17 protein-coding genes and 1 tRNA gene are annotated in these 21,210 nt (G+C 64.2%); 9 read left to right on the top strand and 9 right to left on the bottom strand.

Annotated features, from left to right (window positions below):
• Nucleotides 1-8 precede the first annotated feature (8 nt).
• The 6 genes from IB263_RS13645 to IB263_RS13620 all read left to right on the top strand — a co-directional run bounded on the left by IB263_RS13645 (nt 9) and on the right by IB263_RS13620 (nt 8,136).
• Nucleotides 9-2,474 (top strand): type I secretion system permease/ATPase, encoded by a 2,466-nt coding sequence (locus tag IB263_RS13645; protein WP_060517687.1) that lies wholly within the window; start codon nt 9-11, stop codon nt 2,472-2,474.
• 6 nt (nt 2,475-2,480) lie between these two features.
• The gene (locus IB263_RS13640; RefSeq protein ID WP_192438604.1) at nt 2,481-3,821 is read left to right on the top strand and encodes an HlyD family type I secretion periplasmic adaptor subunit; all 1,341 of its coding nucleotides are present in this window, start codon (nt 2,481-2,483) and stop codon (nt 3,819-3,821) included.
• A 522-nt stretch (nt 3,822-4,343) separates the two neighbouring features.
• Nucleotides 4,344-4,754 carry a hypothetical protein gene (locus tag IB263_RS13635; protein WP_090297111.1) on the top strand — a complete coding sequence of 137 codons (411 nt, stop codon included), beginning with the start codon at nt 4,344-4,346 and terminating at the stop codon, nt 4,752-4,754.
• Nucleotides 4,755-4,872: 118 nt separating this feature from the next.
• Nucleotides 4,873-5,844, top strand: a complete 972-nt coding sequence (locus IB263_RS13630) for an aldo/keto reductase (protein WP_060604505.1) — start codon at nt 4,873-4,875, stop codon at nt 5,842-5,844.
• A gap of 179 nt (nt 5,845-6,023) precedes the next feature.
• Nucleotides 6,024-7,697, top strand: a complete 1,674-nt coding sequence (locus tag IB263_RS13625) for an adenylate/guanylate cyclase domain-containing protein (RefSeq protein ID WP_246811017.1) — start codon at nt 6,024-6,026, stop codon at nt 7,695-7,697.
• Nucleotides 7,698-7,755: 58 nt separating this feature from the next.
• A complete protein-coding gene (locus IB263_RS13620) occupies nt 7,756-8,136 on the top strand; it encodes a VOC family protein (RefSeq protein WP_089042968.1) in 381 nt (126 codons plus the stop codon).
• 66 nt (nt 8,137-8,202) lie between these two features.
• On the opposite strand, the gene IB263_RS13615 is transcribed toward IB263_RS13620, so the two are convergent.
• Nucleotides 8,203-8,628, bottom strand: coding sequence for an OsmC family protein (locus IB263_RS13615; protein WP_060604512.1), 426 nt, complete (start codon nt 8,626-8,628; stop codon nt 8,203-8,205).
• 173 nt (nt 8,629-8,801) lie between these two features.
• Here IB263_RS13615 and IB263_RS13610 point away from each other — a divergent pair, with 173 nt between their 5' ends.
• A complete protein-coding gene (locus IB263_RS13610; protein WP_089042969.1) occupies nt 8,802-9,284 on the top strand; it encodes an isoprenylcysteine carboxylmethyltransferase family protein in 483 nt (160 codons plus the stop codon).
• Between the two features lie 211 nt (nt 9,285-9,495).
• On the opposite strand, the gene IB263_RS13605 is transcribed toward IB263_RS13610, so the two are convergent.
• A complete protein-coding gene (locus tag IB263_RS13605; RefSeq protein WP_156400696.1) occupies nt 9,496-9,642 on the bottom strand; it encodes a hypothetical protein in 147 nt (48 codons plus the stop codon).
• A gap of 282 nt (nt 9,643-9,924) precedes the next feature.
• Between IB263_RS13605 and IB263_RS13600 the strand changes: the two genes are divergently transcribed.
• Together IB263_RS13600 and IB263_RS13595 are read left to right on the top strand one after the other, a co-directional pair.
• Nucleotides 9,925-11,301, top strand: coding sequence for a GntP family permease (locus tag IB263_RS13600; protein ID WP_034787501.1), 1,377 nt, complete (start codon nt 9,925-9,927; stop codon nt 11,299-11,301).
• Nucleotides 11,298-11,807: a gluconokinase gene (locus IB263_RS13595; RefSeq protein WP_034787499.1), complete on the top strand. Its 510-nt coding sequence runs from the start codon at nt 11,298-11,300 to the stop codon at nt 11,805-11,807. Before IB263_RS13600 ends, IB263_RS13595 begins: the two co-directional genes overlap by 4 nt.
• Nucleotides 11,808-11,943: 136 nt before the next feature.
• On the opposite strand, the gene IB263_RS13590 is transcribed toward IB263_RS13595, so the two are convergent.
• From IB263_RS13590 to fdnG, 7 genes are all read right to left on the bottom strand, one after another.
• Nucleotides 11,944-12,039: transfer RNA gene (locus IB263_RS13590), tRNA-Sec, on the bottom strand.
• A complete protein-coding gene (gene selB / locus IB263_RS13585; protein WP_192438602.1) occupies nt 12,040-13,944 on the bottom strand; it encodes a selenocysteine-specific translation elongation factor in 1,905 nt (634 codons plus the stop codon).
• On the bottom strand, nt 13,941-15,317 hold the full coding sequence (gene selA / locus IB263_RS13580; protein WP_089042971.1) for an L-seryl-tRNA(Sec) selenium transferase: 1,377 nt from the start codon (nt 15,315-15,317) through the stop codon (nt 13,941-13,943). The genes selB and selA overlap by 4 nt, the downstream gene beginning before the upstream one ends.
• Nucleotides 15,317-16,228, bottom strand: a complete 912-nt coding sequence (gene fdhE / locus IB263_RS13575) for a formate dehydrogenase accessory protein FdhE (protein WP_192438601.1) — start codon at nt 16,226-16,228, stop codon at nt 15,317-15,319. Before fdhE ends, selA begins: the two co-directional genes overlap by 1 nt.
• Nucleotides 16,229-16,330: 102 nt before the next feature.
• Nucleotides 16,331-17,020 (bottom strand): formate dehydrogenase subunit gamma, encoded by a 690-nt coding sequence (locus tag IB263_RS13570; protein ID WP_134886684.1) that lies wholly within the window; start codon nt 17,018-17,020, stop codon nt 16,331-16,333.
• Nucleotides 17,020-18,006 (bottom strand): formate dehydrogenase subunit beta, encoded by a 987-nt coding sequence (gene fdxH, locus IB263_RS13565; RefSeq protein ID WP_134886683.1) that lies wholly within the window; start codon nt 18,004-18,006, stop codon nt 17,020-17,022. The genes IB263_RS13570 and fdxH overlap by 1 nt, the downstream gene beginning before the upstream one ends.
• A complete protein-coding gene (fdnG, locus tag IB263_RS13560) occupies nt 18,003-21,089 on the bottom strand; it encodes a formate dehydrogenase-N subunit alpha (protein ID WP_083523635.1) in 3,087 nt (1,028 codons plus the stop codon). Before fdnG ends, fdxH begins: the two co-directional genes overlap by 4 nt.
• Nucleotides 21,090-21,210: the final 121 nt, after the last annotated feature.

Below are 21,210 nucleotides of genomic sequence, written 5' to 3'. Positions count from 1 at the left end.
GGATAGTCATGACCGACCGCACCAATCCGTCTCGGCCAGTGTCTGCCGAAACCGGCGCCGATGCCGCTTCGCGTGCGGAGGAAAACGGAACACGGCCGGAAGCATCCGGCGCCGACGCCGCGCGACGGCAGTTTCTGCGCAAGCTCAATCATCAGGAACACGTTCTGGACCGTGCTGTTAGGGAGATCGACGGGGTGGCGGACCAAATAAGAAGAGTGGCGGCAAACGGCGCCGGCGAGGATGGCAACTGGACCCCTTCACCCGTTTCGCCTCTTCCCGGATCGGGCGTTGCCGCAAGGCCGGTACAGATCACCGGTCCGACACCCGGCCTCGCACCGGCGCGCGCTGCTGCACCGGCCGCACCGATCGGGGTCGCGCAGGCGTCACGCGCACAGATGGGAACGCCACGGGCGGATGCCGCTGAGACGGTCAACGTCACGTCGCGGCCGTGGCCTCCAAAGACCGAGCCCGTGGCCAGACCCGAGCCGGCTCTGCGCGGCGAGGCGACGGTCGAGCGCCGCCCGTTGCAGGAGGAACCAAAACCGGAACCCTGCATCGAAAAGCCGGTCGGAAAACCGGTTGCCTGGCCGACCGCGGAGATGAAGGAGAGATATTCGCCTTCGGGCATGGTGGTGATCGAAGCCGACCGTGGGCCGATCAAGGCCGAGCCGCGGTCGCCCGACAAAGGTGGCGGATCGTCCGACAAGGGCGGCGGCGGAGGCGGTGGAGGGGGCGTGTTCCACAAGCGCCTTGGCCCGGTCGATTTTTCGGCGAGCCTCAGCGCTGGTCTCAAGGCGATCCGGCAGAACCTGATGATCGTCATGCTGTTTACGATCGTCACCAACATCCTCGTGCTTTCGATCCCTGTCTATCTGTTCCAGATTTCGGACCGGGTGCTGACCAGCCGCTCGGTCGACACGCTGGTGATGCTGACGGCGATCATCGTCGGCGCGGTGCTGCTGCAGTCGGTTTTCGACGCCATTCGCCGCATGATCCTGATGCGCACCGCCGTGGAGGTGGCCGCGCAACTCGGCGCGCCGATCCTGAGCGCGGCAGCGAGAGCCGCCCTGCATAGCAACGGGCGCGAGTACCAGACGCTTGGCGACCTGCAGCAGCTTCGCTCCTTCCTCGTCTCCGGCACGCTGCTTTCGTTTCTCGATGCGCCGATCGCGCCGCTCTTTCTGGTGGCGGTCTTCCTCATCCATCCGCATCTCGGGATAATCGTCGTCACCTCAGCCGTTCTCCTCCTCATCGTTACGCTGTTGAACCAGAAAGCGACGGCTGCGGCGTTCGGCGAAGCGACCAATTTCCAGACCAAGGCCAACCTTCACCTCGATTCGATGTCGCGCAACTCCCAGATCATCAACGCACTGGCGATGATCCCGGAGGCCGTGCACATCTGGGGCAAGGACATGGCCGGTTCGCTCAAGGCCCAGGTGATGGCGCAGGACCGCAACATCGCCTTTGCGTCGCTGTCCAAGGCGGTGCGCCTCCTGACGCAGGTGACGATGCTCGGTTGGGGCGCCCATCTCGCCCTCAATGGCTCGCTCACCGGTGGCATGGTGATTGCGGCCTCCATCATCGCGGGCCGCGCGCTTGGACCTATCGAGGGCGCGATCGAGGGATGGAGCCAGGTCATCCAGTCGCGTGCTGCCTATGGGCGCATTTCCGCGCTGCTGAAGACGTCACCGCTCAATTTCGAACGGTTGAAGCTGCCGCGGCCCGAAGGGCGCCTTGATGTCGAGCGCCTGCTTTTCGTTCCGCAGGGCACCAAGCGCGTGGTGCTCAACGGAATTACCTTTGCGCTGGAGCCCGGCGATTCGCTTGCCGTGATCGGCAGTTCCGGTGCCGGCAAGACGACGCTCGGCAAGATGCTGGTTGGATCCATCCTGCCGACGTCGGGCAACGTCCGGCTGGATCTCATGGACCTGAGGAACTGGGACCAGCGGCAGTTCGGCGAAAGCATCGGCTACCTGCCGCAGGACGTGCAGCTGTTTCCCGGCACGATCAAGGCCAACATCGCCCGCATGCGCGAGGATGCCACCGACGCCGACATCTACGCCGCTGCCAAGCTTGCCGATGTTCACGACATGATCGCCATGCTGCCGCACGGATACGAGACCGTGGTGGCCGCCGACGGCTCGCCTCTATCGGGCGGCCAGAAGCAGCGCGTCGCCCTTGCCCGCGCCTTCTTCGGCAACCCGCGCATGGTTGTGCTCGACGAGCCCAACTCCAATCTCGATACCGCCGGCGAGGCGGCGCTGACGCGGGCGCTGACGCACGCCAAGCGCGAGAAGATCACCGTTGTCACCATCACTCAGCGACCGGCGCTTTTGAACAGCGTCGACAAGGTTCTGCTGCTCGTCAACGGCACGGTGGCGCTCTTCGGCATGCGCCAGGACGTTCTCAAGGCACTCGCTTCGCGTGGGGTGAATACCGAAGGCAACCCGCTCGAACAAAACCAGCTTCCGTAGGCGATCATGAGCGACATGGCCAAAGTGCAGGATCTGACCTGGTACGCAGAGGTTCCGCGTTCAATCTGGCAGCATACGATGATCGGCCTGGTGCTGATCGTCGTGACCTTCGGCGGCTTTGGCCTTTGGGCCTTCACCGCGCCTCTGGCGGCAGCCATCATCGCCCAGGGCAGCTTTGTCGCAACCGGGCAGAACAAGGTGGTCCAGCACTTCGAAGGCGGTATCATCAAGGATATTCTGGTGAGCGAGGGCGACCGCGTAACCGTGGATCAGCCGTTGGTGCGGCTGGACGAAACGGCCGCACAAGCGAATGAGAGGCAGTATTTTCTGCGCTGGGCGCGGCTGGAGGCGATCGTCGCCCGGCTGACCGCGCAGGCGCACGGTTTGAAGCAGATCGTGCTGCCCGCGGTTCTCACGGAGCACGTCAAGAAAGATCCTGAGATTGTCCCGATCGTGCAGAGCCAGGAGCTCAATTTCCAGACCTGGAGGAGCAAGCTCGACAGCGATATCGGACTGTTGAAGCGGAATATCGAGAGCCTGGAGTTCCGCTCGCAAGGTTTTCAGGAGCAGCTGAAATCGGTGCGCGAGCAAAGAGTCCTGCTCGAGGAGGAATACATCGGCAAGAAGACGCTTTTGGCCAAGGACCTGATCCGCAAGACGGAGATCAAGACCATCCAGCGCGCGATCGCCGATGCAGAGGGTCAGATTGGCCGTCTGATGTCCGAAGTCTCGGAGACCGGCTCCCAGATCCTCAAGCAGCAGCAGCAGGTCAACCAGACTGAACAGAGTTACCAAGAGGCTGCGCTCGACGAATTGCAGAAGGCCGAGGGTGAACTGGACACAGTGCGTGAACAATTGCGCGGCGCCACCAATGTGCTCCGCCGCGCGACGATCAACGCGCCGGTGACCGGCACGGTCATCAGGATGCATTTTCATACGTCCGGCGGCGTCATCGAGAGCGGCAAGCCGATCATGGAAATCCTGCCGGCCGATGTACCGCTCATCATCGAGGCGCAGGTGCTGCGCACCGACGTCGACAATATCCGGGTCGGCGAGAAGGCGACGGTGCGGCTGACCGCGCTGAACCAGCGCACGACGCCGGTCCTCAATGGACAGGTCTTCTACGTGTCGGCGGACGCCCTGCCGGTGCAGACGCATGAGGGCACGCGCGAGGTCTACCTGGCGCGCGTCAGCCTTCCGGCAAGCGAGCTTGCAAGAGTTCACAATTTCATCGTGACCCCCGGCATGCCGGCGGAAATTCTGATCCAGACGGCGGAGCGGACCTTCTTCGACTATCTCACCAAGCCGATCCGCGACAGCATGGCGCGCGCCTTCATGGAAAACTGACGGTTTCGCGCGGCAGCAGCGCCTACGACGTCGGAATACGGGCGGCGTGAAACCCGTTTCCGCCTGCCCGCGTGTCGCCTGAAAGCACTCGCGTTTCGCCGGCATCACCGGCCGTTCGATCGCATTTACGGCGGCTCTGGACCGATGCGCCGGTATTGCGCTGCGCGCATAGCGCATAGCTGGCTTGCGCAAAATCCGCCTACGATTTGGGCAGAAACCCTGTATATTCACCTCATCGAAGCAATGCATCTCCTCCCGCAGAGCTTCGATGCGGTGAACGATCTCCTCCTCCCATGGATCGTTCACGAGATCAGCGCCACTCCTCCTCCCAGGTTGCTGATCGATTTTTAGAGAGCCTGCCGCTCCTCCCGCGGCGGGCTCTTTTGTTTTTCGGCAGACGCTGCCGGCAATTGCGTCCTTCAAGTGTCGAATTCGTCGACGCCACGCCCCCGTGATCAACAATGCATGCCCGCGCACGGAACCAAAGTGCCCGGTTAGCGGTTACGCCTGTGGAGGTGCGTGATGTCTATCCGGCACGTGAAATCCGATCCGCAGTCGAAACCACAGCGCTGGGCGTTTCACCATGGCGCAGGGCGCCTGCGGGCAGGAGACGCGACCCGCGACGGGTCGACGACGCAGGAACGGTTGTCTCCCGTGGTCGACGCCGGCGACGGCGGCCTGGTGGCGCCGGATCTTTCGGGATCTCTCGCCCCTCATCGCAACCGGCAGCCGCCGCCGCACGACTACAGCCGTCCGGCGGTCGGTCGCGATGCGCTGGCTTCCATCCGCGACATGCGCGACGAAGACTGCAGCGGCGGGCCGATCTGGGTCGCCTTGCTCGGCGACAATACGAGCGAGGGCATGCGGCAGTTCATGGGGCTCGTGCTCGCCTTCATCTTCCTGTCGGCCGTTTTCTTCTGGTTTCTTGCCTAGGACGTATGAGGCAACAAAGCCGCCGTGGCCGTGACATTTTCCCGGTTGACGGTCGATCGCTGAAGCCTAGATAACCGGCGGTATCCCGTCCTCCTTCCCCAATGCCAGCGAGAGCGCCATGCACTACAGAACCTTCGGCCGTACGGGCCTGCGCATTTCCGAAATCGGTTACGGTGCCTGGGGCATCGGCAAGAGCCATTGGCAGGGCGCGCGCGACGACGAGTCCGCCCGCGCCCTCAACCGCGCAGTCGACCTCGGCCTCAATTTCATCGACACCGCACTCGGCTACGGCCAGGGCCACAGCGAGAAGCTGATCGGCGCCTTGCTGCGCGAGCGGTCGGAGACGATCCATGTCGCCACCAAGATCCCACCTAAGAACATGCAATGGCCGGCGCACGCCGGCACCCCGGCCGAGCAGACCTTCCCGGCCGACCACGTGATCGCCTGCACCGAGACGAGCCTGCGCAATCTCGGTGTCGAGACGATCGACGTGCAGCAGTTCCATGTGTGGTCGGACGAGTGGGTAGGCCGCGGCGACTGGCTGGAGGCTGTCGAGCGGCTGAAGCGCGACGGCAAGATCCGCTTCTTCGGCGTTTCGATCAACGACTACGAGCCGGACAATGCGCTCCGGCTGATCGAGACCGGCGTCGTCGACAGCGTGCAGGTGATCTACAACATCTTCGAGCAGGCGCCGGAAGAAAAACTGCTGCCCGCGTGCCTGAAGCACAATGTCGGCGTCATCGTCCGCGTGGCGCTCGACGAAGGTGGTCTGACCGGCCAGATCCGCGCCGATACCGTCTTTCCCGAGGGTGACTTCCGGGAAACCTACTTCCGGGGCGAGCGCAAGCGCGAGGTCGAGGAACGAACGCAGAAGATCGTCGAGGATCTGGAAATCAAGCCCGACGCACTGGCCGAGACGGCGCTGCGCTTCGTTCTCAGCCACCCGGCCGTATCGACGGTCATTCCCGGCATGCGTTCGGTGCGCAACGTCGAGCGCAACTGCGCCATCGGCGACGGTGCCGGCCTGCCGGATGCGCAGCGGGCGAAACTGACCGCCCACCGCTGGCGGCGCAACTTCTATCGGGATTGAAGCCGCCGTTTCGCCGCCTGTCATCGACGCTCCCAGGGATCTGTCGGCTGCGTGGCCGCGTCTTCAGTGCCTCGCCCGTCCGGATATGCTATCCATAGGGGTGCTGGAGCCTGGGGGCGCCGATGGAACAAAAGCTCTCCGTCATCATGGCCGCGGACGTGGTCGGCTATAGTCGGCTGATGGAGCTCGACGAGAAGGGCACGCTTGCGACCCTCATGGCTCATCGGCAGGAGCTGTGGGACGTCGCGGTCGCCGCGCATCACGGGCGCATCGTCAAGCTCATCGGTGACGGCATGCTGATGGAGTTCCGTGCCGTGGAAGACGCAGTTCTCTGCGCGGTCGAGATCCAGCGGGGAATGCAGACGAGGAACGCGGGTACGCAGCGGGATCGCCGGATCGAATTTCGCATTGGGATCAATCTCGGCGATATCCTGTTTGAAGACGGTGACGTTTACGGTGACGGCGTCAACGTGGCGGCGCGCATCGAGAGCCTCGCCAAGCCGGGTGGCATATCCGTCTCCGCCTCGGTTCACGACACGCTGGGCGGTCGCCTGGACATCCGCTTCGAAGACACGGGCGCGCAGGCGTTGAAGAACATCGGCCGCCCCGTCCACATCTACAATATCGTCATCGACGACGGCGGATCGGAGGGGGCGGCGCTGATGGCGCCACCGACACAGGAGATACGGGAAAATCCCCCCGTCAAGTCGAGCCGGACGCTTCTCTATGTGTCGCGCTTTGCGAATTTAAGCGGCAATCCCGATGAGGATTATTTCGCGGCCGGCATCACGCAGGACGTCGTCGCGGCATTGTCGCGGTTCTCCGGTTTGAACGTGATCGTTCGGTTGCCGCGTCCCGAGCCGCAACCCCAGGCACGCACAACCTACTACACGCTCGAAGGCAGCGTCAGACGCGCTGCCGACCGGGTCAGGGTCAATGCCAGTTTGACGAATGCCACTGGCGAACACATCTGGGCGGACAAATACGATTTCGACCTTGTCGACATGTTCGATGTCCAGGACGAGTTGTCCCGTTCCATTCCGGCTGCCTTGAATGTCAAAATCGAAGAGGCCGAACGATACCGGATTCTCGCCGAGCCGCTCAAAGGATCAAGCGCCTACGATTTCTATCTGCGTGGCCGGCACATTGAAAAAAGCCTGAAACCGGATGAGGTCAGGCGGGCAAAGGAGATGTTCCTGGCCGCGGTCGACGCTGATCCAGCCTACGCCCGCGGATATCTCGGGCTGGCCTGGCTGGATATACGCAAACTGAAATGGAACGAGCGTGCCGACATGGAAGCGACGCTTGCCAGTGCCTTCGCATCGGCAAGCAAGGCTTTGGAGCTCAGTCCCTGTGACGCCGATGTTCACTGGGCGCTCGGCGTCGTCCATTTGTGGAGGGGAGAGGCAGAACGCGCCATCGGTTGTTACGAGCGTGGGCGCGAACTGGCGCCGAACAATTGCGATCTTCTTGCGGAATATTGCGATGCCCTGGGGTATCTCGGTCTGTTGGAGGACGCGATCAGGATCGGGGAACTGGCCTTGCGGCTGAACCCCAGTCGTCCGGACTGGTATTTCTGGAACATCGCGGCTGCCAGGTATCTCTCCGGCCAGTACACCGAAGCGTTGGCTCTGCTGGAGAAGATGGCCGATCTTGGTTCGGCCTACCGTTTGCTGGCGGCGACCTACGCGCAACTCGGGCGCCTTGAGGATGCACGTCGCGCCGCGGCGGAGCTCCTGAAACTCAATCCGGAATTCTCGATCGAGCGATACGGTTCCCGTGCACCCTACCGGGATAAGGCCTTGCTTGCGCGTTACGTTGAAGGATTGCGGCTGGCCGGACTGCCGGAGTGAGTTCGGAACGGCGTGAGGGAGCCGCATCGGCCGGCCGGGTTTACTTGGAGGAAAAGCAATGTCGGAAACAGTCAATGTCCGCTACATGGTCGACGACGTCGAGGCGGCGATCGCCTGGTACACGACCCACCTCGGCTTTTCGCTTCTGTCGAGCTATGCACCGGCTTTCGCGGATGTGCAGCGCGGTGCGCTGCGGCTGCTGCTGAGCGGACCGACGAGTTCGGCCGGCCGGCCGATGCCGGACGGCGAGAAGCCGGGGCCGGGCGGCTGGAACCGCATCCATCTCCTCGTCGATGACCTCAACGCCGAAGTGGAGCGGCTGCGCCGTGCCGGCGTCATGTTCCGCAATGACATCGTCACCGGTCCCGGAGGGGCGCAGATCCTTTTGATCGATCCCTCCCGAAATGTTGTCGAACTGTTTCAGCCCGCGCGACGATAGCGACCCGCGCGCCCGCGGGTCGTCGATGCGCTCGCACCGCTGGGGATGCGAGCGCCAGGTCGGCTCTCAGCCGGCGCTGGTGTCGACCACTTCGAAATCGTGGGTGATCGTCGCGGTCTTGGCGAGCATGGCCGAGGCCGAGCAGTATTTCTCGATCGAGAGCGAAACGGCGCGCTCGACCTTGTTGACCGCAAGTCCGCGTCCCTTGACGATGAAGTGCATGTGGATGCGGGTAAAGACGCGCGGTTCCGTCTCGGCGCGGTCGGCGTCGAGTTCGACGACGCAGTCTTCCACCGGCTCGCGGCCCTTCTCCAGAATGTGCACGACGTCATAGGCCGAGCAGCCACCGGTGCCGATCAGCACCAGTTCCATCGGGCTCGGTCCCGGGGTGCGCCCCTCTTCGCCGAAGGCGGTTCCCAATACGACTTTGTGGCCGCTACCAGACTCTCCGACGAAGGTCCGGTCTTCCACCCATTTGACGCGTGCTTTCATGTGTCTCGTCCTGTTGTAGCCATGGCATGATCACGGACCCAGACAGAGCCGATGATCCTCCGTTCACATAGCGTCTTGGAGGGTTTTCGCAAATGGCCCGCATCCTCTAAAATGGCAGCCAGCGCCATCGGTGCGGGAACGGACGGCGCGGAAACCAGGCCAAAGGTGTTTTGATGAACGACACGACGGGAAATGCGCCTGACCGTTCCGGCGCCGTGATCCATCCGCCGATCGCCTGGGTGATGTCGGTGGGCGGTGGCCTCGTGCTCGACCGGCTCTACCCGTTGCCGTTCGTGCCCGCGACCGTGCCGGACGTCCTCGTCGGCGGCATCATTTTTCTCGCCGGTCTCGCGCTTTTGATCTGGGCGGCGGTGAGCTTCAGGCGTGCGGGAACCGAAATCCAGATCCATCGCCCGACATCGGCGATTGTCGAAGCCGGTCCCTACCGCTTCACCCGCAACCCGATCTATACTGGCATGTTTCTCGGCCTGATCGGCTTTTCCATCGTCTTCGACAGCCTGTGGCTGCTGATCTTGCTGGTGCCTTTCTACCTTATCATCCGCTATGGCGTCGTGGCACGCGAGGAGGCCTATCTCGAGCGCAAGTTCGGCGACGTCTATCGGGCCTACAAGGCGCGCGTCAGGCGCTGGCTCTGATTGCACAAATCGGCATGCTCCGCGGCGATGAAACGGGTCCGGACGCCTCGTCGAAGCACTCGCGATTTCGGGTGGATGAGTCGGCAGTCCCTCGATTGATCATAGCCGAGGCGGCTGCGGGTGTGCCTAGGGGGTATTGCCGGGATGGACTTGAACGAGCGTCCATCCCGCTGGAACACGAAAGGTGGTCCTTCGTGCAGAAGGTCGGGCCTTATCTCGGCGCTACGATCCCGTGATAATAGTCGCCGTCACCAGCTTCATAATCGGCGGCGTAGCCGCCACCGCCACCGCCGCCGCCGCCGGTCTGGGAGCATCCGGCGAGGGCGAGAACCATTGCCAACAGGATTGTAGCGCGCATTTATTCTACCTTTCAGTTGAATGATCACGACAGAGGCTGCCGAGTTGCTGCCATACCTAACACGCCCGGTGGAGTATGATCGAGCGCGTGTGGCGATGTGTGCCTATGGCAATGCGCCGCGCCTCAAGCGCGCGATCGCCTGTCGAAGGCGATCGTTAGCGCCAGGCCACAAGCCCTTCTTCATACGGCCGTATCTCCTGTGCCCACCTCTTTCAGGTAGGTTGCTGTGAAGGGCCATAGACTATATGGCCCTTGACCTCACTTCCGGAACAAGGAGGACACATGACTTCGATCGAACCCGCCTACGGAACCGCGACGCTCCTGCTGATCGCGGCGGCAGCCGTTGGCCTGCTTCTTTTTCTTATCCTCCGGTTGCGCCTGCATGCCTTCGTCGCTCTGGTTTTGGTCAGCCTCTTGACGGCGCTGGTGACCGGCATCTCCTTCGCGGACGTGGTCCCGACCCTCCTGCAGGGCTTTGGCTCGACGCTTGCCTCGGTGGCGCTGCTCGTCGGTTTTGGCGCGATGATCGGGCGGATGCTGGAGGTCTCCGGTGGCGCGCAGGTGCTCGCGGATCGGCTGATCGGCCAGTTCGGACCTGAGCGCGCGCCTCTCGCGCTCGGCGTCGCCTCGCTGCTGTTCGGCTTTCCGATCTTCTTCGACGCCGGCCTCGTGGTCATGCTGCCGATCATTTTCAGCGTCGCAAGCCGCTTCGGCGGCTCGGTTCTGCTTTATGCGCTGCCTTCGGCAGGCGCCTTTGCGGTCATGCACGCATTCCTCCCGCCCCATCCAGGCCCGGTGGCCGCCAGCGAATTGCTGGGGGCGGATATCGGCCTGCTCGTGCTCGTCGGCCTCGTCGTGGCGCTGCCCACATGGTATCTCGGCGGCTATCTCTTCGGCCTATGGGCAGGCAAACGCTTCGAACTGCCGGTGCCAACCCTTCTCGGGTCGCCGAACGAGGCGGCGCACGACGAAGTGCCCCCGTCTTTCGGCACGGTGATGCTGGTGCTGCTGCTGCCGCTCGTGCTGATCTTCCTCAATACCGGCCTATCGACGCTGGCCGCCGCCAAGATGATCGACGGCGGCGCATTGTGGGTCAGCATCCTGCGCATGGCCGGGCAGACGCCCGTCGCCCTGCTGATCACTGTGCTCGTCGGCATGTGGGTCCTCAGCGGCGAGCGTACGCTCAAGGACATGGAAAAGCTGATGGACGGGGCGCTAGGCCCGATCTGCGGCATCATTCTCGTTACCGGAGCCGGCGGCATGTTCGGCGGCGTGCTGCGAGCAAGCGGCATCGGCCAGGCGCTCGCCGGCAGCCTCGAGGCGATCGGCATGCCGCTGATCGTCGCCGCCTTCCTCATCTCCACGGCCCTGCGTGTGGCGCAGGGGTCGGCGACCGTGGCACTGACGACGACGGCGGGCCTTCTCGCTCCAACGGTCGCGGCAACGACGGGGCTTAGCCCCTTCGACCTGTGCTTCCTCGTGATCGCCATCGCTTGCGGCGCGACGGTGCTGAGCCATGTGAACGATTCCGGCTTCTGGCTCGTCGGCCGCTTCCTTCAGATGGATGAGCGGACGACGCTCAAGACCTGGACGGTGATGGAAACCCTGCTCGGGGTGATTGGTTTCGCCTTCGCGCTTGTGGGATGGTGGCTGCTATGAGTGAGGACCTTCAGCATATCGTGGTGATGGGCGTATCCGGCAGCGGGAAGACCACTGTCGGCGAGGCGCTGGCCGCAAGGCTCGGCTGGCGTTTTGTCGAGGGCGACAGCTTTCACCCGCCGGAGAACGTCGCCAAGATGTCCGCGGGCATTCCGCTCGACGACAATGACCGTGAACCCTGGCTGCGGGCGCTGGCCGCAGAAATTGCCAAGGACGAGGCGGCTGGCAGCCCTTCGGTGGTCGGGTGCTCGGCCCTGAAACGGTCCTATCGCGACATCCTGCGCACGGGCGCGCCGCGCGTCTGCTTCGTGCATGTGCACGGCGACCGCACCGTGCTGGCCGACCGGCTCTCGCATCGGGCGGGACACTTCTTCCCTGCTTCCCTGCTCGACACTCAGCTTGCGACCCTCGAGCCGCTCGGTCCGGACGAGGATGGCGTCGTCGTCGACGTGGCTCTTCCAACAGCTGAGCAGGTCGATCTTGCCATCCAGGGGCTGGGCAACTAGCCCAGCCGCGCTTGCGCTTCTCACATCGGGGGACAGTCGCTGTACGGCGGGGACGGGGCGTGCAATCGCGCATTGAAGGCGAAGCGATCCCTGAACGTCCGCGCATCCCGCAGCCTGAGCTCCAATGCGTGAGCGCTGGCGGAGGGGAGTGGGGGTCGAACCCACCCGGGACAGGCTCGCTGCCCCAACCGGATTTGAAGTCCGGCCGTCCCACCGGAGACGATTCCCTTCCTCAGCGCGCAAACAGGTCGCTGCGATGGGGATTTATGCGACGCAGATCTCCCCTGCGCAAGGTCAGGCCGAGCCGGTCGTAGAAATCGAGGACCTCGATGGCGACCTTGCGGCCGTTGTGGACCCGATCGCGAAAGGTGGGCGCGGTGAACCAGCCGTCTTCCGCCTGTGCCGCCACATCGAGCACGATGGCCGCCATCTCCTCAACGACCGCGCGGGCGAAGAAATGGTCGTGCGCGATCTCGTGGGTCTGCCCGAGCCTCTGGGCGAGCTTCAGCACGCGCCGTATGTCGCGCTCGTCGGCATTGAGAAGGGCCGCGAAATCGCGCACGCGCGGTGGCCGGAAGCGGCTATCGTCGACGAGGTGCGGATGGATCCGCTGCCACAGGTCCTCGTCCGCCGGCGACAGCCGAAGCTCGTGGCCCGGCAGGCGCAGGAAGGCGCCGTCAAGCACGATTCGACCTGCCGCGGCTTCGTCTCGGAGGAACGCGAGGAAGCTTGTCGTCGGCAGGCGCGGTTTGAGCAGGAGCCGCAACCGTTCGCGACCGATGCCGGCAAGCTCCGGGTTTTCTGCGTGGAAGGCTGTGAGTGTGTCAGTCAGGTTCGCCCGCAATCCGTCCGCTGCTGCGGACGAGAGCGCGTGGTCGCCGATGGCCCTCGCCCCGGCGGCAATCAGCAGCCGGGAAAGCGTGTCCTCGCCCAGGCCACGGTCGCGCAGGAAGGCCGCAAGCTCGATCGGTGCCAGGTCGGACAGGTCGGAAAGGGCCGCCGCCGGGTCCTCGTGGCGGGAAGCGGTAAGGAAGGCCAGGCGCTCCGGCGTGCCACGCTTTCGCGCCGGCGGGCGCAGATCGAGAAAACGGCCACCGCCGATGGTCCGGATGGCCGAGGTGTCGCGCAGGATGAAGCGGTCGCCGATGGTCGCGGCGATGGGGCGGTCGAGGACCAGTTGCACGAGGCCTTGTGTCCCGGGATCGAGCGGGCCGGCAAGAGGCACGATCCGCGCACCGACCTCTGTCGCATGGGTGTACAAGCGTGCGGGAAACCAGATGCCGATCGGCTTGGCCTCCGAGGCAAGCACGCGGACCTCCGCGTCGATCCGGTCCGTCGGTGCATGCAGTGCCGGGGCGAGGACCACGTCGCCGCGCCGGATCGCGTCCTTCGTCACCCGTTCGCCGGCGATATTCAGCGCGCAGCGTTGGCCGGCAAGCCCCTCCGCTGCTTTCCGGTTCTGCGCATGGATCCCGCGTATACGGGCGGTCAGGCCGGACGGACTGACCGTGACGCTATCGTCGAGCTTCGCACGGCCGCCGAGCACCATGCCGGTCACGACCGTGCCGGCGCCCGCAAGCGTGAAACTGCGATCGACGGCAAAGCGCAGCAGGCCGGCATCGTTGCGTGCGGCGGTTTCCGCTTCGGCGGCGGCGAGCCCCGCGCGCAGGACCTCGATGCCTTCGCCGGTAAGGGCGGAGACGGCAAGGATGGGCGCCTTTTCCAGACCGGTGCCGGCGAGGGCGGTCTGGATCTCCGCGGTTACCTCCGCGCGCCGCTCAGGCCCGGCCAGATCGGCCTTGGTGAGCGCAACGAAACCTCTGGTGATGCCGAGCAGGTCGAGGATCGCGAGATGCTCGCGCGTCTGCGGCATGACGCCGTCGTCGGCTGCGACCACCAGCAGCGCGAAATCGATACCGCCAGCGCCGGCAAGCATCGTATGGATCAGCCGCTCATGACCCGGCACGTCAACGAAGCCGGTGACCGTCCCGCCGCCGAGGTCGGCATAGGCAAAACCGAGGTCGATGGTGATGCCGCGGGCTTTTTCCTCGGCAAGGCGGTCGGCGTCCGTGCCGGTCAGGGCCTTCACCAACGCCGTCTTGCCGTGGTCGATATGCCCTGCCGTCCCGACGATCATAGTGCTGCCAGGGCCGCGATGAGCATCTCGTCGCTTTCCAGGCAACGCAGATCGAGGACCAGCGCGCCATCACGGATATGGCCGACGACCGGGATCGGCAGGGCGCGAAGCCGTGCGGAAAGCCGTTCCGGCGCGTCGCCGCCGCTGCCTATCAGCCGCAGGCCGGCGCTCGGGATCGTATCGACCGGCAAGGCGCCGGAGCCGACCTGGCTCTGGCACGTGCAAGCTGCTGCCGAATAGCCGTGCGGCTTGAGCAGCGCATCGATTGCCGGAGCGAGACGGGCCGCCTGTGCGCCGATGTCGGCCTCCGGTCGGGAAAGAAAGCGCAGCGTCGGCAGCCGCTCCTTAAGCCGATCGGGATCGCGATAGAGCTTCAGTGTCGCTTCGAGCGCGGCAATGCGGATCTTGTCGAGACGAACGGCGCGTTTGAGCGGATTGCGGTTGATGGCGGCGATGAGATCGCGCCGACCGACCACGAAGCCCGCCTGGGGCCCGCCGAGCAGCTTGTCGCCCGAAAACGTGACGAGATCCGCGCCTTCGGCGACGGCTTCCGCCACCGTGGGCTCGCGTCGCAATCCGAAGATGGAGAGATCGATGAGTGAGCCCGAGCCGAGGTCGTTCAAGAGCGGCACACCGGCCTTGCGGGCAATCTCGGCCAGTCTTGGCGCCGGCACCTCGGCGGTAAACCCTTCGATCCGGTAGTTGGAGGTATGGACCTTGAGGATGACGCCGGTCTCAGGCCCGATCGCGCCCTCATAGTCACGCGGATGGGTGCGGTTGGTGGTGCCGACCTCCACCAGCCTGGCGCCGGCGCGGGCCATGATGTCGGGCATGCGGAAGGCGCCGCCGATTTCGATCAGTTCGCCGCGCGAGACGATCGCCTCGCGTCCGTCGGCCAGGGTATTGAGCGCAATCAGCACGGCGGCGGCATTGTTGTTGACGATTGTGGCGTCCTCGGCGCCGGTCAGTTCGCAGAGCAGGCCACGCAGATGATCGTCGCGCTGACCACGCCCGCCGCCGTCAAGGTCGAACTCCAGCGCCAGCGGGTTGGCCATCGCGGCGGTTGCGGCGCTGACGGCTTCTTCGGCCAGGATGGCGCGGCCGAGATTGGTGTGCAGCACGGTGCCCGTGAGGTTGATGAGCGGGCGAAGGGCGGAGCGGGCGGCGGCCGCCAGCTCCTCGGCGACGCGGCGCGGTAGGTCGGCCGCAAGCGTTGCCCCATCGTCGCCCGCACGGATTTTTTCCCGCGCGATCTCAAGCCCGGCGCGGACGGCGGTGACGACGGCGAGACGGCCATGTTCTTCCGTCAGCGCCAGTCCCTCTGGCGAGGTCAGCATCTGGTCGACCGAGGGAAGCACGCGAAAATCCTGCATCAATACCCCGCGAGATAGGGGTTGAAGCCACCGCGGCGAAACTCGGTCTCCTTCATCAGGATATCGAGGCCAAGGCTGCCGACGTCGTCGGCGATCGGCTCCAGGCTCGGATTTTTCACCTGGTAGAAGATCTTGACCCAGGCATGGCATTCCCGACAGGTCTCAGCCTTTACCGTCGCCTCCGAGGTCTCGACCGAACGATAGCTGATGCCCTTGGTCGAACCGCAACAGAGGCACTTCACCCGCACCTCGTTCCATTGCGTGCCGCAGCAGGCGCAGGCGGCATAGCGGACGTTCTCGACGCCCTGCGTGCCCACGACCGACGACGTCGCCGGCCGGCCGCCGCAGGCGGGACAGACGCCGAGGCTGACAGGGACGAGCGCTTCCGCATCGAGCGTCGCGGCGAGCCGCGCCATGTGCACCTGCACCGCGGCCGCGACGAAGAGATGGGGAGCGGCGCTGTCTTCCGGAACCCGATCCGATAGGATGTTGGCGAGCAACCAGTGCCGGTCGCCGTCCTCTGCTGCGCGTACCGCATCGAGCGCCAGGCGGGCCGGGTCGGGCATGGCGAGATCGGCAGCGCCTTCGAGAAGCGCGTCGAGGGTTGCGGAAAGGCCGGGGTCATCGACAAGCGCCATTCGGTCGAACGGCGGCATGGCGGCGCGTGCGGCCTCGGCGAGGCGCGCCGATGTGGGCGCCGCGACGGGCGGAAGGGTCACGACCAAGCGAGCCTGAAGTTTGGAGAGCGCCGCGAGGAAGGCGAGATACGGCGCAAGCGCGTTGCTTTCGGCGAGAAACGCGAAGCGGCGCGCGCGTGTCTGGAACAGTTTGACCGGCTCGGGCAGGAAAGCCAGCGGCGGTGTCGGCACGCCGCCGATGAGGGAGGGATCGGGTTGTATGTCTTCTGCCATCGCATCTCCGGCGATCCGACAGAGACGCCGGATCAAGCAGCATTCACGGTGCTACAGCGACCTTTGCGCGCCTGACAGGACGCGCGGCGCTGTAGGAGACCTTCATTTTGACGGGTCGGAGCCCTGGCGTCCAGCCAGTTCGCGCAGCCATTTGCGATGATGCCGAAAGGCCCAGCCGCCGGTGACGGTGCCGCGGGTCATGGCCCTTATCGTGCCGCGCGTCCAGATTGCCGCATAGACATGGACGATGAAGATCAGGATCGTGAAAAGCGCCGCCAGCGCATGCACCGCGACCGCGATGCGGCGAACGGGGATGGAAACGAGGTCCGGGAAGTACTGCTCCCAGATCATGATGCCGGTCGTCACGAGCACGACGATCAGACCGGACATGCCCCAGAAGACCATCTTCTGGCCGGCATTGTATTTTCCGAGTTCGGGCAGGCTCTCTTCGTTGCCCTGGAGTAGATCGCCGAACTTGCGGCTCCATTCCACATCCTCGTGCCGCGGCAGATTGAGCTTCCACATCTGCGCAAACAGGAGGAGAAAGCTTGCGACGAGGATAAGTCCGACGATCGGATGCAGCCATCGCGTGGTCTGGCCGCCGCCGAAGAGGCCGGTCAGGAAAAACAGCGACGGGTGGAAGAAGGAAAGTCCGGAGATCAGAAGCACGATCATGCAGGCGGCGGTGACCCAATGGTTGAGACGGGTATAACCACGATAACGATTGACGGTGACCGGATGCTTCGTCTCGATCCTGTCGCCGGGGGCCGAATAGATACGTTTGTCAGCCATCACGCCTCCCTGCCGCCCTGCGGGCGGTTGCGATCCTCGACGAGTTCCTCCGCCTCGCCTTCCTCATGGGCGGTCACCTCGTTCGGCCGGGCGAAGATGCCGTGCAGCACGGCGCCGGCGGCGGCAAGTCCGGCAACGGCGAGGCCGACGGTCTTAGCCGGACCCTTCCAGCCGCGCACCACCGGCGAAATCTGCGGATCCTCCGGCAGCCCGGAATAAAGCGACGGCTGGTCGGCATGGTGCAGCACATACATCACATGCGTTCCGCCGACGCCTTGCGGGTCGTAGAGGCCGGCATGATCGTAGCCGCGCGACTTCAGGTCCTCGACACGCTCGTTGGCAAGCGTGACCATGTCTTCCTTCGTGCCGAAGGTGATCGCCTTGGTCGGGCAGGCCTTGGCGCAGGCCGGTCCTTGTCCAACCGCCACGCGGTCCGAGCAAAGCGTGCATTTCTTCGACACATGCGCGGTCTTCGAGATACGCGGAATGTTGAAGGGACAGCCGGCGATGCAATAGCCGCAGCCGATGCAGTTGTCGGAGATGAAATCGACGATGCCGTTGGAATATTGCACGATGGCGCCCGGTGCCGGGCAGGCCTTGAGACAGCCGGGATCGGCGCAGTGCATGCAGCCGTCCTTGCGGATCAACCACTCGAACTCGTTGGTAACCGGGTTCTCGTATTCAGTGAACCGCATCAGCGTGAACATATCAGCCGTCAGGTCATGCGGGTTCTCGTAGACGCCGACATTTTCCTCCAGGTCCGGATGGGTGTCGTTCCATTCGATGCAGGCGGACTGGCAGGCCTTGCAGCCGATGCATTTCGACACGTCGATCAGCTTGGCGACCGGGGTCAGCTGTCGTTCGGGTGTCCGCACGTTGCTTGTTGCCGAAGCCTTGACGACGTCGCTCGGCAACAGGTTCGACGCCAGCGGTTGCAGCGGCGGGTTGGCGGCGGCCGTTACCGGTTCCGGTGCGCGTTCGCTCATGCCGAAGCTCCTTCTTCCGCCGCCGGTTCGATGTTGACCAGGAAGGCCTTGAACTCCGGCGTGTCGATATTGGCGTCGCCGACGAAGGGGGTGAGGCTGTTCGGGCCGAAGCCCTTGCGGGCCGCACCCATGAAGCCCCAGTGCAAGGGAATGCCGACCACATGGACAGGCTTGCCGTTGCAGATCAGCGGACGAATTCGCTTCGTCACCACTGCCTTCGCCCAGACCTCGCCACGTGCGCTCCACACGCGCACCCGCCCGCCCTTGGTGATGCCGCGTTCAGCCGCCAGCTCCTCGCTGATCTCCACGAAGAATTCCGGCTGCAGCACGGCGTTGACCCGGCTGTGCTTGGTCCAGAAGTGGAAATGCTCGGTGAGGCGGTAGGATGTGGCAACGAAGGGGAAGTCGGTGCTCGTGCCCAGCTGCTGCAGGTCGCCGGGGAAGATGCGCGCTACGGGATTGCCGCGAAGTTTGGCGTTGAACGGATTTTCGACCGGGCTTTCGAACGGCTCCATATGTGTTGGGAACGGCCCGTCCCGCATCAGCTTGCGGGCAAAGAGGCGGGCGGTGCCCTCCGGCGTCATGATGAACGGCATCACCGCCTCGGGCTTTGCCGTCACCGCTATGTCGGGAACGTCGAAGCCGGCCCAACGCTCGCCGTTCCATTCGATCAGTTTACGCGCCGGATCCCAGGGTTTGCCCTGGAGATCGCAGGACGCGCGATTGTAGAGGATGCGGCGATTGGCCGGCCAGGCGAAGGTCCATTTGAGGAAGGTGCCGACATCGCCCGGATCGCTGTTGTCGCGCCGGGCCATCATGTTGCCTTCTTCCGTCCAGGAGCCGGCATAGATCCAGCAGCCCGACATGGTGGAACCGTCGTCACGCATCACGCCGAAGTTCGGCAGGAGCTTGCCCGCCTCGACCAGCACCTTCGTCGGATCGGTCGGGTCATAGAGCGTCTGCAGCGCCCGTCCGTTCATCTCCTGGGCAAGCTCAGCCGGTTCCGGCTCGTAAGGGTCCTTGTAATCCCAGGCAAGGTTCAGGATCGGCTCGGGACAGACCCCGCCTTCCTTGCGGTAGAGTTCACGCACCCGCAGGAAGATGTTGGCCATGATCCAGGTGTCGTGCTTGGCGTCACCAGGCGGTGTCGCCCCCGGCCAGTGCCATTGCAGCCAGCGGCCCGAATTGACAGTGGCGCCCTCGTCCTCGGCAAAGCAGGTCGCCGGGAGTTGCAAGACCTCCGTCATGATCTTGGCGGAGTCCACCTGGTTGTAGATACCGTGGTTTTCCCAGAAATGCGCCGTCTCGGTCTGCAGCGGGTCGATTGTCACGAGCAGTTTCAGCTTCGACAGACCCTCGGTCAGCTTCGCCCGATTGGGGAAGGACAGAAGCGGGTTGAAGCCCTGGCAGAAGTAGAGGTTCACTTCGCCGCGGCTCATCATGTCGAACATCCTGAGGATGTCGTAGTAGGGGACATCGAGCTTCGGCAACCAGTCGAAGCCCCAGTCGTTTTCCTTCGTGGCAGCGCTGCCCCACATGGCCTTCAGGAAACTGACCATGAATTTGGGGGTGTTCTGCCAATAGCTTGTCTGGCCGGGAACGAGCGGCTTGTTGCCGCGCGTCGACATGTAGGTGGTGTAGTCCGTCTCCTTTTCCGTCGCGAGGTTCATGTAACCCGGCAGGGAGTTGGAAAGCAGGCCGATGTCGGTCAATCCCTGGATGTTGGAGTGACCGCGCAGCGCGTTGACGCCACCGCCCGGCAGGCCGACATTGCCGAGGATGAGCTGCAGCATCGCCATGCCGCGGATGTTCTGGGCGCCTTTCGAATGCTGCGTCCAGCCGAGCGCGTAGAGCGAGGTCATCACCTTGTCGCGCGCCGACGTCGCGCCGATCATCTCGCAGATCTTCAGATAGCGATCCTTGGGCGTGCCGCAGATATTTTCCACGAATTCCGGTGTGTAGACCGCGACATGCTCTTTCAGGAGGTTCCAGACACAGCGCGGGTCGGTGAGAGTCGGATCGGTTTTGACCGTTCCGTCCTCGTTGAGCTGGTAGTCCCAGGCGGTACGATCGTAGTCGCGCTTCTCCTCGTCATAGCCGGTGAAGAGACCATCGGCCCAGCCGAACTCCGGGTTCACCAGGTAGGTGGCGTTGGTATAGTTCTTGACGTAGTCCCACTGCACCTTGTCGTTCTCGATGCAGTAGCGGATCGCGCCCATCAGGAAGGCGATGTCGGAGCCGGGGCGGATCGGCGCATAGACGTCGGCGACCGAGGCCGTGCGGTTGAAGCGCGGATCGACCACGATCAGCCGGGCGCCGCGATGATGCTTGGCTTCCGTCACCCATTTGAAGCCGCAGGGATGAGCTTCGGCCGCGTTGCCACCCATGACGATGACGAGGTCGGTGTTCTTGATGTCGGTCCAGGCGTTCGTCATTGCGCCGCGGCCAAATGTTGGAGCCAAACTGGCTACCGTGGGGCCGTGTCAGACGCGTGCCTGGTTGTCGAAGCCGACGACTCCCATAGACCGCACGGTCTTGTAGGTCAGCCATCCCGTCTCGTTGGTGCCGCCCGACGCCGCAAGGAAGCCCATCGTCGTCCAGCGGTTGACGGTCACGCCGGCCGCGTTCTTCTCGATGAAGTTCTTGTCGCGGTCGTCCTTGATCGCTCGGGCGATCTTGTCGAAGGCCTCTTCCCAGGAGATGTCCTGCCAGGTGTCGGCGCCCGGAGCGCGGTGACGCGGCTTCGTGGCGCGGGTCTCGGACTTCACGAAGTCCTTGAGCGCCGCGCCCTTGGGACAGAGCGTCCCGCGGTTGGTCGGATGATCGGCATCGCCCTCGATATGGATGAGCTCCGCCTTCTCGCCGGCGGAAAGATCGCCCTTCGAATACATCAGGATGCCGCAGGCGACCGAACAGTAGGTGCAGACGTTGCGGGTCTCGGTGGTGCTTGCGAGTTTGAAGGCACGCACATGGGCGGCTGTTGCGGCCTCGGCCGCTCCGAAGCCCATGGCGCCGATCGTGGTGGCCGCGGCTCCTGCGCCAGCGAGCTTCAGGAAACTGCGGCGGGAAAGATCGATGTTCATTGGAGGTCATCCTCTTCCATGCGTATCGGTCTTACCGGGATGGTCGAACCTCAAGGCCCTGGTGTCAAGAAGGAATTGAATGGCATTTGCCCCGAAAAGTCATGGTCTTGCCCGGGATCAT

It is taken from the genome of Ensifer sp. ENS03 (genome assembly GCF_014852035.1).
Taxonomy (GTDB): domain Bacteria; phylum Pseudomonadota; class Alphaproteobacteria; order Rhizobiales; family Rhizobiaceae; genus Ensifer; species Ensifer adhaerens.
This window is presented reverse-complemented; position numbering and strand designations above follow the sequence as displayed.